Below are 14,934 nucleotides of genomic sequence, written 5' to 3'. Positions count from 1 at the left end.
CTGACCCCCCCGGGGAGATCAGAGGTCCTTCAGGATCACCTGGCTCTCACTCATGGCACCCGCCCACACTTCCAGCGAGGTGACGCGTCCTGGGAGGTACGCACCCCAACTGCCGCCGATGTACGCCTTTCCGACGGTCAGTTCACCGGTCGATGCCACCGGGCGGAAGTCCGCTGTGCCCTCATGAAAGCCGTCCGTGAACAATTCGGCCGTACCGTCCTGGGCGTCGAAGAGGGCAGTCAGCTTGACGGGATCGTTCGCGGTGTCGGCGCTCCAGGTCGTGGCGTCCTGGGACGTGACGCCGGTGAATGTTCCGTCGTCCGCCATCCGTCCGAGGAGCCACTGGGTGACGGGCAGGGAGACGAAGCCGTCGCTGTCCGGGTCGGGGACGTCCGTGTGGCCGGCGAGGCGATACCAGATGCCCCAGTCGGAGCCGTCCGCGGTGCGCTCGCCGACGACCTGGCCCGTCCACCCGTCGGGCTTGCCGGCGATCACCGACATGTCGGGCTGGACGAGGGCGCTGACGGTGAAGGAGCCGCTGTCATCGACGACCGGGCCGGAGATGTCGGCCGCGCCGCCCGTACCGTCGAGTACGAGCGCGCCGTTCTCGAACCGCGCGCCGCCCTCCGCTGTCAGCACGCGGCCGTAACCGGTGGTGCTGTCGGTCAGCGTCGTGCCGCTCGCGCCGGTGGCGTCCCAGGCGGCCACGTTCGCGACGTCGGCCGCTCCGGTGGCGGGGTCCTCCAACTGTGCGTCTTGCAGTGCCTCGTCGGCTGGCAGTGTCCGCTGCCAGGTCTGCACCTCGTCGATGGAGCCGTGCCAGTACGCGCCATCGGAACCGGCGGTCGTTGTCCGCCCGAACTCCGTTGCGTCGGCGGTGCCTTGGGCCTCGGCCGTGGCCGGGAGCCCGGTGGGCGAACCCTGCGGCCGCCCGTTGACGTAGAGCGTGAGGGTGTGCGCGGCGGCATCGTACGACCCGGCGAGCTGCGTCCACGCGTCCTCGGTGCCCCCGGGGGCTTGCGCGGAAGCGACATGGCGCGCGCCGTCGGTGTCGGTCCAGGCGTAGGAGAAGCGCCACGCCCGGTCGGTCGCCGTGTAGCCCAGGGTGAAGCCGGAGTTGTCATCGCCGGTCTGGGAGACGACGGTGCCGTCCTGACTCAGGTCGGCCGGGCGCGCCCACGCGGACACGGCGAACGACGAGGAGGCGTCGACGACTTGGCCGTCGGTGGCGGCGTAGCCGGAGGAGCCGTCGAGCACCAAAGCCTTGTCGCCGTCGCCTCGCCGGCCCAGCGTCGACCAGTCCGCACCCGTGCCGGAGAGCGCCGCCGCATGGCGACTGCCCGCGCCGGTCGCGGTGTCGGACACGACCGTGGAGGTGTCTCCCGGTTGCCCGTCGTCGAAGTGCCAGAGCCCGACCGAGGAAGCGGGCGTCGCGACGTTGAACAGGACCTCGGTCGCCGCGCCGAAGCGACCGGTCGCATCCTGCGCCCGCACGTCGAGGATGGCCATGCCGCGGACCTGCGGTGTGATGGTCACGGTCGCGGGAGACCCCGGTACCTGCACAAAGGCACCGTCGGTGAGTTGGTACTCGTACCCCGTCACGCCGGTGTCGCCGTCACCCGGCGCGAAGGTGAAGCTGCCCGGCACCCCCGGTCCGCCACGGGCCGCGCATTCGTCGTCTCCGCAGGGTGTGTACGGGCCGTTCAGCGTCACCTTCGGGGCCAGCGGCGCCGTCGGGTCCACCGTGAAATAGCACCAGCCGGTGGTGGAAGCCGTGCTCGCCGAGGAGATGTGGTCGACGCCACCGCTGGTGTACGACCACGTCGAGGCGGCCATCCGGTACTGCGTGCCCTCGGACAGAGGGTCCGTGACCGAGTTGGTCACGTATTGCCCGTCCGACACCAAGCCGTCCGGTGCCGGGGCCAGCACCCCGGCCACCTCGGTCCAGGTGTCCGACGCCTGGCGCGCCTCGATGTCGAAGTGCGCGCGCAGATAATCCGGAGCGGTGTTTCCGGCCGCGACATGCACCACCGCCGTCACCTGCGGGGTCGGGTCCCCAAGAGCCGTCGGCGCGGACGGGTCCGTCGAACAGACCGGCGCGTTCGACGCCAGGAAGCCCTGCGCTGTCGGCACCGCGGGAACCGCCGGAACCGCGGCATCCGGCGCGGCACTTGCCCGCGCACTCGCCGCTGTCATCGGCACCACCGCGAGCACCACGCCAACGGTCGATGCGGCCGCCCACGCTTTGAACCGCCCCCCGAGCAGCCTTCTCCGTCTACTACTTCTCAAGCTCCACCCCTGGATGAGAGACGAACGTACGTTCGCATGATTATCGATGGCCGCGCGTTCGGGGGGAAGCCCGCCTCCGCGTCCGTCCACGTCGTCACCCGTCCGGAGGCGACACACCGCGCCGAGGTAGGCGTCGACCTCCGTTCACCTCGCCCCCGCCCACAAGTCCTGGCCCGATCCGACCCGCGGACGACGGCGGGCCGCGCACGGGGGTGCCGTGCGCGGCCCGTTCGCGGCGGGGGCGGTCAGTGCCCGAGGTCGCTCAGGAACTTCTTCGTGTACTCCAGCGCAGTCGTGCTGGGGACGGAGTTGCAGGTGGGGGAGGCGTACGTGTACGAGCAGGGCGTGTCCCGGTCCAGCGACCAGTAGTGCAGCCCGGCCAGGCCGTTGCTGACCGCGTACGACGACAGCGTGTCCACGTCCGCGGCGGTGAAGGTCTCGCTGGTGGCGTCGTTCATGCCGATCATCGGGGTGACGGCGATCTTGCTCGCCGGGACCCCGTAGGTGTGCTCCAGGTTCTTCACGGCCTGGATCGCCGACTGCGCCATCTCGCAGGTGCCGCCGGAGACGACGCACACGCTGCTGGAGGCGTTGCCGTAGTCCATGGTCATCAGGTTGATGACGTACTTCTGGAGGTTGGAGGCGAGGACCGCCTTGACGACCGTGTCGCCGAGCGAGTTCACGCCGCCGTAGCCGCCGTCGGACGCGCCCAGCGTGGCGAGGGTGAAGGAGAACTGGAGGTTCGGGTACTGCGCCTGCGCGCCGGCCGCCGCGGCGACCAGGTTCTGGATGTCCGACGCGCTCTGGCCGCCTTCGATGTCGAAGTCGATGCCGACCAGGTTGGGGCTGGCGTAGCGGGCGATGAACGACTCCATGCCCGCCGTCGAGCCGCAGGTGAAGCTTCCGGCCGCGCCGCCGGTGGACACGACGTAGTTCAGCCCGGCGGACTTCAGCTGCGGCACGTTCTCGGCGGCCCAGGAGGCACCCGGGACGCCGCCCCAGTTCTCGCTGCCGCAGGCACCGGTGGCGAACGAGACGGTGAGCGCGGGCAGGTTCGGCACGTACTGCGACACCAGGCTGCCGGAGCCCACCACCGGCAGCGCGGACCCGGTCACGGCCGACTGCATCTGGTAGGTGTTCCAGTTCATGTTGATGGTGACGTCCTTGTACGGGCTGAAGAGCAGCCCGCTGGCCGAACCCGTGCCGGTCCCGCCGCTGCCGCCGGTGGAGCCGCCCGTGGACCCGCCGGTGGTCCCGCCCGTGGACCCGCCGGTACACGCGCCGGCCGATGTCCAGGGCTGTCCGCTGCCGGCGCCGCCGTTGCTGGTCGCGGGGTCGTTGCCCTGAGTCCAGTAGTTGGCGGTGTAGTTGGTCCCGTTCTCGCTCGCCTGCTGGCCGGCGGTGTAGACCGTGCTGGAACTCCACGCCGCGGCGCAGGTGGAGGCCGCCTGCGCGGCGGGCGCCGAGGCCATCGCGAAGGCCGCGCCGCCGATGGTCAGCCCGAGTGCCGAGCCGGTGATGAGTGCCTTGCGCAGAACGTGTCTTCCGACGCGCATGGGAATCCTCCAGGAGTGAGGGGCGCTCTTGCGTCGCGGCGCCTCGCCCCGCTGACCCGGTGGGTGGGCGAGGCGGCCGCTTCGCACGTGGGGGTGAACGAAGTGGTCCTGAAACGTCGAGCAGATTGGTCAAGACCAATATGTAGGGGCGGCGCGCGGGCCGGTCAACCCTTCAACAAAGTTGCATAATTACTTTGGCCGGATCGGGCGGCAGCCCCCAGGGGGCCGACGGGGGTGGAGACGCGATCTCCACCCCGAGCTCAACCCGTGGGTTGAGGGAACGGGGCCCGCCGCAGCGGATGCTCGATGCCATGACCACCACCGACTGGATCATCGACATCGTCCTCGTGCTCATCGTCTTCCGGCAGATGCGCGAGGAGCGGCTCACCGTCCGGACCGTGCTGCTGCCGCTGGCCATCATCAGCTGGGCGGCGGCCACCTACCTGCACCACATCCCCACCGCCGGCAACGACCTGCTGCTGGCGGGCATCTTCGTCGCCGTGGGCATCGCCTTCGGCCTCGTCGGCGGTCTGCTCACCCGCGTCCGGCTGGCCGACGGCCACGTACGGATACGCGCCTCCGTGGGCGCGGCCGCCCTGTGGGTGGTCAGCATGGGGTTCCGGCTCGGTTTTGCCGTGTGGTCCTCGCACCCCTCCGGCGAGGTCCACGTCGCGCACTTCTCCGCCGCGCACGACATCACCAGCGCCCAGGCGTGGGTGGTGGCGCTCATCCTGATGGCGTTCGGCGAGGTCGTGGTCCGGCTGGGCACCATCGTCCTGCGCGGGCAGCTGCTGCTCGGCCGCGCGAAGCGCGACGGAACGGCCGCCTCGGAGCAGCAGCCCCGGCCCGCCGAGTACGTCTGACCGCCGCGGCGGCCACCCCACCCCACCCTTGCCCGGCCCGGGACTCCGACCCGCGGTCGGGCGCAGCGCACCCGGTGGACGCTCCGCGTCAGATGGCGACGACGGTCAGGGAGCCGTCCAGCCCCTTGAATCCGGCGGCGTCGCGGGTGAACCGGGGGAGGCCCTGGACGGAGGCGATGGCGGGGATCACGAGGTCCGTTCGTCACCTGGCAGCACCATGTGGCCACCGTGTGCCGCTGCTCGCTCGAGCCGCCGTCACCGCCGCCACCGGCCCGCCGCGCCGGTGGCGTCAAGCCGTGGCGGGAGCCGTCATCCGTCTGACTCGAGGATGCCGAGCAGGAGGTGCGCGAAACGGTCGGGCTCGCGGATGGGCAGTGCGTGGCCGGAGCCGGGAACGTGGACGGTCCGGACCCCCACCTGCTCCCAGACCGCCTGGCTGGCGGCGGCGTCGAAGATCTGGTCGCCGTCGGCGATGACGGCGGTGACCCGCGCGCGTGCCGATGCGCTGAGCTTCGACAGGAAGGGCCGGAAGTCGACGACGTGCCGCAGTACCCCGGCGACCGACTCGGCCGGCGTGGCCTCGGCGATGGTGGCGACGCACTTGATGGCGTCGGCGTCGGCGGAGGTGTCGTCCGCGCGGTTCGCCAGGATGCGGCGGGCGAACGTCGTGCCGTCGTGCGCGGCTCCGACAAGGGCCCCGACCGCCTCGGGCGTGATGAGCCCTGCGGCCGGATCGTCCAGCGGTACCGGACCGTTGACGTTGGGCCCGCAGGCCAGGACGGCGGCTTCCGCCGGCCCGAGCCCGCCATGGGTCTGAAGCCAGGACTGGATGACGCCGGCGCCGAAGGACCAGCCGACCAGGATCGGCGAGACGGTCCCGGCCAGCACCGCGTCCAGGTCGCGTGACCAGAGTTCCGCGCCGGCCACCGGACCGTCGGCCGTGAGCAGTTCGGGCGCGAGATCGGTGTCGGAGCGGCCGTGGCCGCGCAGATCGAACGCGAGCAGGCGGTAGCGGTCGGCAAGTTCCGGTACGGACATCACGCCTTCCCACATACGGCTCGAACCGCCGAGGCCGTGGACGAAGACGAGGGGGCGTCCGTCCGCCCGGCCCTTCTCGACGACATTGATGCGAACGCCGTCCTCGGTGGTCACGTCAGGCATTCAGATCTCCGAACACAGGATGAGCGGGGGTGCGACGGCCTGAAGGCCGCGGGACCGGTTCCGGGCCGACCCGCACCGTGGCGTCAGCGGCGAACCACGACAGCAACTCCTCGAGCGCCGAGTCGTCGTGCACCGCACGGTCCGACAGCCTGACGTACCGGTCGATCACGGTGTCGACCGCGGTCTCGATCTCGGTGCCGGTCACTGCGCCGCAGCTCCCTCGGTGGCGGCTGCCGCCTTCGCCAGGATCACCGGATCGAACAGCGTGCCGGGGTGGCGCAGCATGTAGGACACGTTGTTGAACGCTTTTGACACCTCCGGGTCGACGAGGGCGGCACCGACGATCTGTGCCATGGCCAGGCGCTGCTGCCGCACTTCCTCCGGCACCTCGGTCCCGTTCTCGGCGTCGAGGCGGGCAGCGTCTCCGCCCGCGGACACGGCCCAGGCCGCGTCGACGACCACCTGCTGGAGGCGGAAGAACTCGGTGGCCGCCTCGTCGAGGTCGGCGCCGCTGCCGAGGTAGGAGGCCAGGCAGGAGGCGTGCAGCGCGGCGGAACTCATGCCCTGGCCGTAGACCGGGTTGAAGGACGCCACGGCGTCCCCCACGCTGACCAGGCGCGCCGGCAGGCGTTCGGCCCCGGCGAAGTGGCGCCGCCGGCTCTCCGCCTGGTGGTACGTCACCACGTCGCGGGTGACGACGCCGCTGGTGGCGTCGTTGAAGACCGGGGGCAGCGCGGCACAGTGCGCGCGGAACGCGTCGATCGTCCTGCCGGGCCGGTTGTCGCCGTAGCCCATCAGCATGACGAGCCACTGCTGCCCTTCGACCGCGGTCGCCGCGGCGACGGACACCCCGCCCGACGGGTACTGCGGCGTGAACAGTTGCAGCACCGTCGCCACTTCCAACTCCGGGAACTTCGCCCGGCGCTCGAACAGGGCGGTGGCGTAGTTGACCGGGGCCTCCAGCCGTTCCAGCCGGGGCTGGTCGTAACCGTCCTGCCCGAGCCAGTTCGAGAGCCTGCTGGAGCGTCCCATGGCGTCCACGACGAAGTCCGCCGTGAGGACTCCCTCCGCCCGCTCGCCCTCACCGCCGGTTCCGGCCCCGGCGAAGCGCACACCGGTGACGGCGCCGCCGCCGTACCGCAACCCGGTCGCCTGCGCTCGCAGGACCGAGACGTTGGGCAGGGCGGTGACCCGGTCACGGACGAGGGTCTCCAGCAGCGGACGCCCGATGGCGAGGAACTGGTGGTCCACGCCGTCCGGCGCCTGCCGGGCGTCGTCGTAGCCGACGAACTGCTTGTCCGGTCCGGCCAGCGACGCGCCGCGGTCCCGCGCCTCCTGCGAGACGCCGGGAAGCCACCGCTCGATCCACCGGCGGCCGGCGGGCAGCAGCGTGTGCACCTGCTGGTCCTGGGGCACTCCGGGGCGCGAGTGGGCCTGCGCCGATATGTCGTCGGGCTCGACGATGACGACCTCGCGCGCGTGGTCGGAGAGCACCCGTGCCGCGAGGAGTCCCGCGATGCTCCCGCCCATCACGCACGCGGTGTCGAACAGGACGGGTGCGTCGTGCGGCGGCTCAGCGCCAACGAGGCTCTCGAAAAGAGCCACTACGGATTCGGACACCGAGAACTCCAGCCGGTGAGTGGAACGGACCTGGACCGGCGGATCAGCGCCCAGGCAGTCGGAACCAGGACCCGCGAGGGTCCGGCGAGACCCGCTCCGTCCCGGGGGAGGGCGGGAAGCGCCTGCTCATGCTCACAAGGCCCGCACGCCGGAGGCCAGTACCGGCCTGCCGAGTGCGTGGTACTTCCGTGCCACCCGAGACGGCGCCGTGCGCCGGGCCTGGGGTGGTGGGCCGGGTGTGGCGGCCGGTGCGGAGTAACGTTGCGCGGGATGAGCACCGAAGTGAGCGTGTCTCCATGGCGGATCGGGGACCCCTCGACGCCTGTGGTCGACATCACCGTGCCGTACGCGAACGAGAACCGGAACCGCGTGCTGCTCGGGGAGTGGCGGCGTCAGGGCGGCGAGCGGGTGCCGGCGCCGCCCATGCGGCTGCCGCGGCACGGCGCCGGGACGTACCGCGCGCGCATCTGGAAGCAGAACCTGCTCGACCTCTTCCTCGAGGACCAGTACAGCGACGCGGTCGCGGGCAGCACCGGGGGCCCGGGCGGGCACCTGGAGGACCGGATCGTGACGAGCGTGACGCTCAGCGGGGAGTGGCGCTTCGCCACGGAGAGCCAGCGGACCACGGCGGCGGCCGGAATGGTGTGCGTGCGCAGGAACGAGGACCCGTGGGACTTCGAGGTCGCCCGCGGCACCCGGGCGATCACCCTGGTCCTCCCCGCGAGAGAGATCCGCTTCCCGGCGAACACGCGGGCGGTCACCGCGGAACAGACCTCACCCGCCGCGGCCCTGCTGCTCGCCCAGCTCCGGCTCTGGACGGAACTGGCGGACGGACTCGGCGCCGCCGCCGGCGGCGCGGCCCGCAACGCCACCCTGGAACTCTTCAGAGGCCTGATGAACGACCAGGTCATCGACGACGCCGAGTTCGCCCCCGCGCTCCTCAGGGCGGCGATGGACCACATCGAGACCCGGCTGCTCGCCGACCCCGACCTCAGTCCCCGCGGGATCGCGGCGGCCCTGAACGTGTCCGTCCGCACCCTCTACCGCGCGTTCGGCCAAGCGGCCACGCCGCCGGTCATGGGATACGTGCGCGAACGCCGCCTCGAACGCGCCAGGGCGGAGCTGGCCTCGACGCGGCTGACCGTGTCCGAGATCGCCGCTCGCTGGCACTTCGCCGACAGCAGCCACTTCGTCAAGGCGTACAGGAAACGATTCGCCGAGCCCCCCACCGCGGCCCGCTAGGACTCCCCAGGCCGCCGACGGGGCGGCTCGCCCCCTTCGAGCCCGCCCCGCTTCCGGCTTCAGGGAACGCGGTGGCCCCCGGCACGGAACAGTTCGTACCACTCGGCCCTGGTGAGCCCAAGGTCGGAGCCCTGGGCGGCGCCCGCGACGCGCTCCGGGTTGGTGGTGCCGAGCACGACCTGCATCTGGGCCGGGTGGCGGGTGATCCAGGCAGTCGCGATGGCGATGGCGGGGACGCCGTACCGGGAGGCGAGCCGGTCGATGACCGCGTTGAGCTCGGGATAGTCCGGCGAGCCGAGGAAGACACCGTTGAAGAAGCCGGCCTGGAAGGGGGACCACGCCTGGATGGTGATGTCGTTGAGCCGGCAGTAGTCGACGATCCCGCCGCCGTCCAGGGTCGCCGCCTGCTGCTCATCGAGCATGTTCGCGGCGACCCCTTGCGCGATGATCGGCTCGTGCGTGATCGACAGCTGGAGCTGGTTGGCCACGATGGGCTGGCGTACGAACTTGCGGAGCAGGTCGATCTGGCGCGGGGTGTGGTTCGACACACCGAAGGCGCGCACCTTGCCCGACGACTCGAGTGCGTCGAAGGCCCGGGCCACCTCTTCGGGCTCGACGAGCGCGTCGGGGCGGTGCAGGAGCAGGATGTCGATGCGGTCGGTGCGCAGGGCCGCGAGTGAGCCCTCGACCGACTTGACGATGTGCTCGTAGGAGAAGTCGTAGTACGGCCCGTCCGTCACGATCCCCGCCTTGGTCTGGATCGTGATCTCGTCGCGCTGTGACGGACTCAGCGCCATCGCGTCGGCGAAGCGGCGTTCACACGCGTGCAGTTCGCCCCCGTAGATGTCGGCGTGGTCGACGAAGTCGATCCCCGCGTCGCGTGCGGTGCGGACGAGCTCGCGGACCTCGTCGTCGGACTTGCGGGCGATACGCATCAGGCCGAGCACGATGTTCGGAGCGAGGATGTCGGTGCCGGGCATGATGAACGTCTTCACGGCGGGTTCCTTTCCGGTGTCCAGGTCTGCACAGTACAAGCCGGGGCCTGTCCGCTGCCGTGGCGCGCTCGCAAGGGACTTGAGGATGGTTGCAAGGCGGCCGGCAGCCTCCCCGGAGACACGAAGGTGCTCAGTGACGGCACGACATCCGAAGCCATCGATGACGTCAAAGCCGATGACACCGTACTGGCCGCCAGCCCGCTGACCGGTGAGACCAGGCCGGAAAAGGTGCGCTGACGGCCTCCGCCTCCCCGACGGCCGCACCACCCGCATCGCCCACGTCCGAGACGACATCGGCCACATCTTCACCTACAACCTGACGGTCACCGACCTCCACACCTACTATGTGCTCGCGGACGCGACACCGGTCGGCGGAGTCGGAACACCTCACTGGCAGCCCGCAAGACAAACATTGATCCCAGCGTAGATGGACAGCGATCTGCGGCGCGCGTCGGCTGCATTGGAAACGCAGTGAATTTTTATTCTGATGTAGAGGGTGGGGAATGAGATATCGCGTGGTTGTCGGGCAGTTGGTGCCTGCCCTGGTGGCAGCCGTGTGGGCCGCGGGCCTTTCCGTTGTGTCGGCCCCCGCCGCGCAGGCGACTGCTCCCGGGAATCCAGGACTGCTGGCGGGCTCGAAGATCATCAACGGGGGTGAGGTGACCACGGCCACGGAGAACCCGGACGGGTCCCGCCTCATCCTGCACCTGATGTCCGGCGGCAATTCCGATCAGGGCGGCGGCGTCTCCTGGGCACCCGACGGCACGCGGGTCGCCTACACCAACGGCGCTCCGGCAGTGGACACCTACCTGCCGGACGGCACCGGCGAGCAGTTCGTCGCTGAAGGCGGGGCCGACCCGACGTACACGACGGACGGTGCCACGATCATCGAGGCGATATCGAGTGGGCCGGACTACACCCAGTACCAGCTCTACAAGTCGCCGGCCGCAGGCAGCCCGACCGGGCAGCAGTACCAGGACCCGCCCCCCTGGTTCGCCGAGCCGACGGGCGGATCGGACCGCTATCCGAGCGTGTCGTCGACGACCGGCGAGGTGATCTTCGAGCACGACGCCGCCGGAGCCTCGGACATCTGGACCGACCACGGCAACGCCACCGCGGGGTTGTTGATCGCCAACGGCCGTCAGCCGGACATCTCGCCGGACGGCTCGTCCATCGCGTTCTACCGCCTCGTGAACGGCTACGACCAGCTCTTCGTGCAAGCCGCGGACGGCTCCGGCACGGCCACTCAGGTGACCAGCGGCTCCACCAACCACACGTACCCCAAGTGGACTCCGGACGGACTGGGGCTGGACTACAACGCCAACCCGGGCACCAACTACCTGGACACCGTCGGCCACCACCTGGTGCTGGCGTCGAAGGCGGACTCCGTCATCCCGGGCGGCCTCTTCTCGGTGAGCCAGCAGCCCACCGGCACCTCGTCGCTCGGACAGGCGGCCTCCTTCCACTCCGTCAGCCCTCAGCGCCTGCTCGACACCCGCAACGGCACCGGCGAGGTGACCAAGGGTGCAGTTCCGGCGAACGGGACCCTCGCGGTGTCGGTCGGCGGCGCCGTACAGGCGCCCTCCCGCTCCCTCACCGCCGCGGTGCTGAACGTCACGGTCACCGGGGCCACCGCCGGCGGGCACCTGACGGTGTACCCGGAAGGCTCCGACCTGCCGAGCACGTCCAACCTCAACTGGTCGACCGGCCAGACCATCTCCAACCTCGTCACGGTCCCCGTCGGCCCTGACGGAGAGGTCGACCTGACCAACCAGAGCAGCGGCAGCACCCAGGTGATCGCCGACCTCCAGGGCTACTACTCCACGCAGGACTCCGGTACGGGCTACACGCCGGTCAGCCCGACGCGCATCCTGGACACCCGAAGCGCCTTGGGCGTCTCCACCCGAACTCCCCTTACCGACAGCACCATCAAGCTCGCCGTGCGAGGCAAGGCCGGGGTGCCGGCCGGCGCCGACTCCGTCGCAGTCAACCTGACCGCCGTGCACACCAGCAGCTCGGGCTACCTGGAGGCGTACCCGGACGGCACCACCACCCCGACCGTCTCCAACGTCAACTGGAACCACTCCGGCGCCACTCTGGCCGGGCTGGCCATCGTCCCGATAGGCACGGACGGCAGCATCGCCATCAAGGTCCACGGCATAGCCGACGTACTCGCCGACGTCTCCGGTTACTTCAGCGCGTCGTCCAGCGGGCACCCTTACGTGAGCCTCGCACCGCACCGCCTCCTCGACACCCGCCATGCCATCGGCGTGACCACCACCTCCGCGCTGGCGGGCGGCCACACCCTCGCCTTCCAGGCCGCAGGCGGCACCACCGGCGTCCCCAGCGGCACCAAGGCCGTCGTCCTCAACATCACGGTGACGGGTTCCACCGCCGCCGGACACGTCATCGCCTGGGCCGACGGCGGCACCCAGCCGACGACGTCCAACCTCAACTGGAGCGCCGGCCAGACCATCGCCAACCAGGTGATCGTGCCCCTCGGCACCGACGGCAAGGCCGAGTTGTACGTCAACAGCACCACGCACCTGATCGCCGACGTCTTCGGCTACTACAGCTGACCCTTCGTCGTTGACCTCCGCGAACTGCACCCGGCGGCCCGAGAGGAATTCGGGCCGCCGGGAGACGTCCGCTTCATTTGACCGGGCCGACGCTTTTCCCGATGCGTAGTCGGCCGAGACATCTTAGATCCAGGGGTTTTCTCATTGAGCGGATGATGGGAATCGAACCCGCGCTCTGAGCTTGGGAATGACGGAATTACCGGCCATCTGTACCGGCCGGTGGTAGGTACGATCCTGAAGTGCCGGCGGAGGCGGCGCCGTTGGTGGCTGCGTCGACCACGGTGCGTGGTGCGGGAGCGGTGCGGGTCGTACGACTGGACGGCGTCCCCGCTGCGTTGATGTCTCGACCGGCGGCGCGCTCGATGGGACTGTAATCCTTCGGTAGGACGGCGATGGAAGCTGTAACCGTGGAAAGCGCGGGCAGGGGATCTGATGCGGTGCGCCGACTCGGAGAGACTTCGATCTCGGGAGGAGTCCACGTGACAGCGGATGTCTTGCTGCTCCAGCGGCTCGAGGCGCTTATGGATCATCTGGCGCCGGAGGAGAGGGTTCGGCTCGGGGGCCCGCTTCTGGGCCTTGAGCCGGCGCGGCAGCGCTACGAACTCGTGGAGTGCAATCGGCTTGCGCTGGGTAGAGTGCTGCGCCGAGATCTGCGACTTGTGCACCGCCACCAAGCCGAACTGCTCGACCTCCTCTCGCTGGATAGCAATATGACCAACCAGTTGGTGTTCCCGCTCGTTACGGCACTGGGACGGCGGCCGGTCCTGCAGTACATCGTCGACGCAGTCGGCCAAGGGGAGTGGCCGCAGCGGGCGAACGCCTCCGCAGCGGCCTACTGGGTCCCGAAAGGGCCGGGCATCCCCGGTCGAGAGGAGCTCTTCACCGCGGTGAGGGACGGCGTCATGTCGGCAGCCGACGCGAGGGCGAGGCTGCGACGCCTCCGGGCGCAGCCCGAACAGACGGGCAACGACTCTGTCGCCGATCTGTGGCCCGAACTCTGGCTTGCGTCCATGAGGGCTTTCGTCGACTGCGACGATGACGGCCTGCGCCTACGGCTGCACAGAGCCTTTCCTCTGGCCGCCGCACACTACCCACCCGAGGCCGCACCACTGCGCGAAGAAGCCGAACGCATCGCGCTGGCACAGCCGGAACGGTTCGGCCGGTTGCTCTGGGGTTCCACGGGTTACGGGCTCGCCATCTGACCGGCCAGGAACCGATGCGACTGTCACCTGCCCAGCCCCTTTCAGTACGGTCCACCGATCCGACGGGCGGAGCTGCTGGACGTCGGTGGTGGTCAGGGCGGGGAGCAGGTTCACGGTTCTCCTCGCGTGCGGCTGGGCTGCCTCGCGGTGGGTTCGGTTGGCGTCAGTCCCGGGTGGAGGCCTCCGGCAAGATGGCGGAGTATGGCACGCCAGTGCGTTTCGCGTGGGTGACGATGTCGGTGGTGCCCCCGTAACTGCGGGCGGTTGGCGGCCCAGACGGCCAGGAGGAGGTCCACGACACCGCCGAGGATTCCGCTGCCGGCCTGTCCGATCACCGTGGTGAGTGCGGCCCGGACGAGCCGCGCCGCATGGTCCGGCGGTCCGCGGTGGCCGCTGATGCCCAGTCGCACGTCGACCTGCCTTTACTCCGTCGTTGATCAGAGGTGGACGCCGTGGAATCGTTCGTCGAAGTCCCTGGCGGCCCGCGGCGGTGGTCTAGGTGTGGGAGCGGCGAAGGAGCCGGCGGCCTGCTGTTCGTTGGCGAGCGCGGCGCGCCGTTCCGCCGTTCCGCCGCTCGACCTTCGGCCGCGGGCGGCGCGGGCCCCTCCCGTCGGCGTGCCGCCGCTATCTTCTTGGAGTTATGGCGGACGACAGCTTCGGTGTCCTGTTGGAACGGCTGGCACTCGGCAAGATGGGCGATCTTGTCGCTGCTGCCCACCAGGCGGGCACGAGGAGCGAGTTGGAGGCTGTGCTCCGTGGCGGGTCGCCGGGCTCGGATCTCTTGCGCGTACTCGCTCCCCTTCTCGGGTGGCATGCTGCTGACGTTTTCGCTCTGGCCGATGTGTCCCTACCCGACGATCTCCGTTCCGCAGACCGGGCAAGGGGAAGCGGGATTCCCGCCTTGGTCCGGTCGTTCATCGCCTTGGGCTTGGAGCAGCAGGCGGAAGTCCTTCACTTCGTGGCGTCCATGCCTGCCGAGGGGCCGGCGGCGCCGGTTCGGACGCCCCCGCACATGGTCTATCCGTCCGGCCCCGGCGGGATTCTCATGCGCCTGGCCCGGAATCGCGGTCTCGGTTGGAGTGCTACCGCCCAAACGCTGGCGGTCACCACTGGGCGCTACTGGTCGGCGGCGACGTACGGAGGTATGGGCCATGGCCGCGTTTCCCTGAGCTCTGAACTGCTCGGGGATTTCTCTGCTCTGCTCGACATCTCCGAGGAAGATCTCACGGCGGTGACGGGTACCGCTTTTCCCGTTTTCACCGCTGAGCGGAAAGCAGATTTGCGGCGAGTTGGCGACCTGATCTGGCAGGTGCGGTGTTTGAGTGCGAGCCAACTGGGGCAGGCCAGGGCGCGGGCGGACGCGATGGCGGTGAAGGAGCGGTAATCGCCAGCTCGGCAGGCTCAAATGGCACGCCAATGGCACGCCG

Annotated in this window: 11 protein-coding genes; 5 read left to right on the top strand and 6 right to left on the bottom strand. The window is 70.1% G+C overall.

Translation table 11 applies throughout. The features are described from left to right. Positions 1 to 18: 18 nt before the first annotated feature. Together AC3EVP_RS19855 and AC3EVP_RS19850 are read right to left on the bottom strand one after the other, a co-directional pair. The gene (locus AC3EVP_RS19855; RefSeq protein ID WP_435131480.1) at positions 19 to 2,379 is read right to left on the bottom strand and encodes a laminin G domain-containing protein; all 2,361 of its coding nucleotides are present in this window, start codon (positions 2,377 to 2,379) and stop codon (positions 19 to 21) included. Positions 2,380 to 2,534: 155 nt separating this feature from the next. Next, positions 2,535 to 3,845, bottom strand: coding sequence for a carbohydrate-binding protein (locus tag AC3EVP_RS19850; RefSeq protein ID WP_335981030.1), 1,311 nt, complete (start codon positions 3,843 to 3,845; stop codon positions 2,535 to 2,537). A 311-nt stretch (positions 3,846 to 4,156) separates the two neighbouring features. Here AC3EVP_RS19850 and AC3EVP_RS19845 point away from each other — a divergent pair, with 311 nt between their 5' ends. After that, positions 4,157 to 4,708, top strand: coding sequence for a hypothetical protein (locus AC3EVP_RS19845; RefSeq protein ID WP_335981029.1), 552 nt, complete (start codon positions 4,157 to 4,159; stop codon positions 4,706 to 4,708). A 309-nt stretch (positions 4,709 to 5,017) separates the two neighbouring features. Here the strand turns inward: AC3EVP_RS19845 and AC3EVP_RS19840 are convergent, their stop codons facing one another. The 3 genes from AC3EVP_RS19840 to AC3EVP_RS19830 are packed head-to-tail and all read right to left on the bottom strand — an operon-like array spanning position 5,018 to position 7,489. Then, positions 5,018 to 5,869, bottom strand: a complete 852-nt coding sequence (locus tag AC3EVP_RS19840; RefSeq protein ID WP_435131479.1) for an alpha/beta fold hydrolase — start codon at positions 5,867 to 5,869, stop codon at positions 5,018 to 5,020. Further along, positions 5,862 to 6,074 (bottom strand): hypothetical protein, encoded by a 213-nt coding sequence (locus tag AC3EVP_RS19835; RefSeq protein WP_435131477.1) that lies wholly within the window; start codon positions 6,072 to 6,074, stop codon positions 5,862 to 5,864. Before AC3EVP_RS19835 ends, AC3EVP_RS19840 begins: the two co-directional genes overlap by 8 nt. Further along, the gene (locus tag AC3EVP_RS19830; protein WP_435131476.1) at positions 6,071 to 7,489 is read right to left on the bottom strand and encodes an FAD-dependent oxidoreductase; all 1,419 of its coding nucleotides are present in this window, start codon (positions 7,487 to 7,489) and stop codon (positions 6,071 to 6,073) included. The genes AC3EVP_RS19835 and AC3EVP_RS19830 overlap by 4 nt, the downstream gene beginning before the upstream one ends. Before the next feature lie 270 nt (positions 7,490 to 7,759). On the opposite strand from AC3EVP_RS19830, the gene AC3EVP_RS19825 reads away from it, so the two are divergent. Then, positions 7,760 to 8,731 carry a helix-turn-helix transcriptional regulator gene (locus AC3EVP_RS19825; RefSeq protein WP_435131474.1) on the top strand — a complete coding sequence of 324 codons (972 nt, stop codon included), beginning with the start codon at positions 7,760 to 7,762 and terminating at the stop codon, positions 8,729 to 8,731. 59 nt (positions 8,732 to 8,790) lie between these two features. Here the strand turns inward: AC3EVP_RS19825 and AC3EVP_RS19820 are convergent, their stop codons facing one another. Beyond that, positions 8,791 to 9,726 (bottom strand): aldo/keto reductase, encoded by a 936-nt coding sequence (locus tag AC3EVP_RS19820; RefSeq protein ID WP_435131473.1) that lies wholly within the window; start codon positions 9,724 to 9,726, stop codon positions 8,791 to 8,793. A 503-nt stretch (positions 9,727 to 10,229) separates the two neighbouring features. Between AC3EVP_RS19820 and AC3EVP_RS19815 the strand changes: the two genes are divergently transcribed. From AC3EVP_RS19815 to AC3EVP_RS19805, 3 genes are all read left to right on the top strand, one after another. Continuing rightward, positions 10,230 to 12,305, top strand: coding sequence for a TolB family protein (locus tag AC3EVP_RS19815; protein WP_435131471.1), 2,076 nt, complete (start codon positions 10,230 to 10,232; stop codon positions 12,303 to 12,305). A 479-nt stretch (positions 12,306 to 12,784) separates the two neighbouring features. Then, positions 12,785 to 13,507: a hypothetical protein gene (locus tag AC3EVP_RS19810; protein WP_435131470.1), complete on the top strand. Its 723-nt coding sequence runs from the start codon at positions 12,785 to 12,787 to the stop codon at positions 13,505 to 13,507. A gap of 640 nt (positions 13,508 to 14,147) precedes the next feature. After that, positions 14,148 to 14,891: a hypothetical protein gene (locus AC3EVP_RS19805; protein ID WP_435131468.1), complete on the top strand. Its 744-nt coding sequence runs from the start codon at positions 14,148 to 14,150 to the stop codon at positions 14,889 to 14,891. Positions 14,892 to 14,934 lie beyond the last annotated feature (43 nt).

The sequence above is a fragment of the Actinacidiphila sp. bgisy144 genome (assembly GCF_057708105.1).
This window is presented reverse-complemented; position numbering and strand designations above follow the sequence as displayed.

What these genes read in the sequence shown, in the direction of transcription:
- AC3EVP_RS19840 (WP_435131479.1), bottom strand. Translation starts at nt 5,869, where the DNA reads ATGCCTGACGTGACCACCGAGGACGGCGTTCGCATCAATGTCGTCGAG.
- AC3EVP_RS19815 (WP_435131471.1), top strand. Translation starts at nt 10,230, where the DNA reads ATGAGATATCGCGTGGTTGTCGGGCAGTTGGTGCCTGCCCTGGTGGCA.
- AC3EVP_RS19845 (WP_335981029.1), top strand. Translation starts at nt 4,157, where the DNA reads ATGACCACCACCGACTGGATCATCGACATCGTCCTCGTGCTCATCGTC.
- AC3EVP_RS19805 (WP_435131468.1), top strand. Translation starts at nt 14,148, where the DNA reads ATGGCGGACGACAGCTTCGGTGTCCTGTTGGAACGGCTGGCACTCGGC.
- AC3EVP_RS19850 (WP_335981030.1), bottom strand. Translation starts at nt 3,845, where the DNA reads ATGCGCGTCGGAAGACACGTTCTGCGCAAGGCACTCATCACCGGCTCG.
- AC3EVP_RS19825 (WP_435131474.1), top strand. Translation starts at nt 7,760, where the DNA reads ATGAGCACCGAAGTGAGCGTGTCTCCATGGCGGATCGGGGACCCCTCG.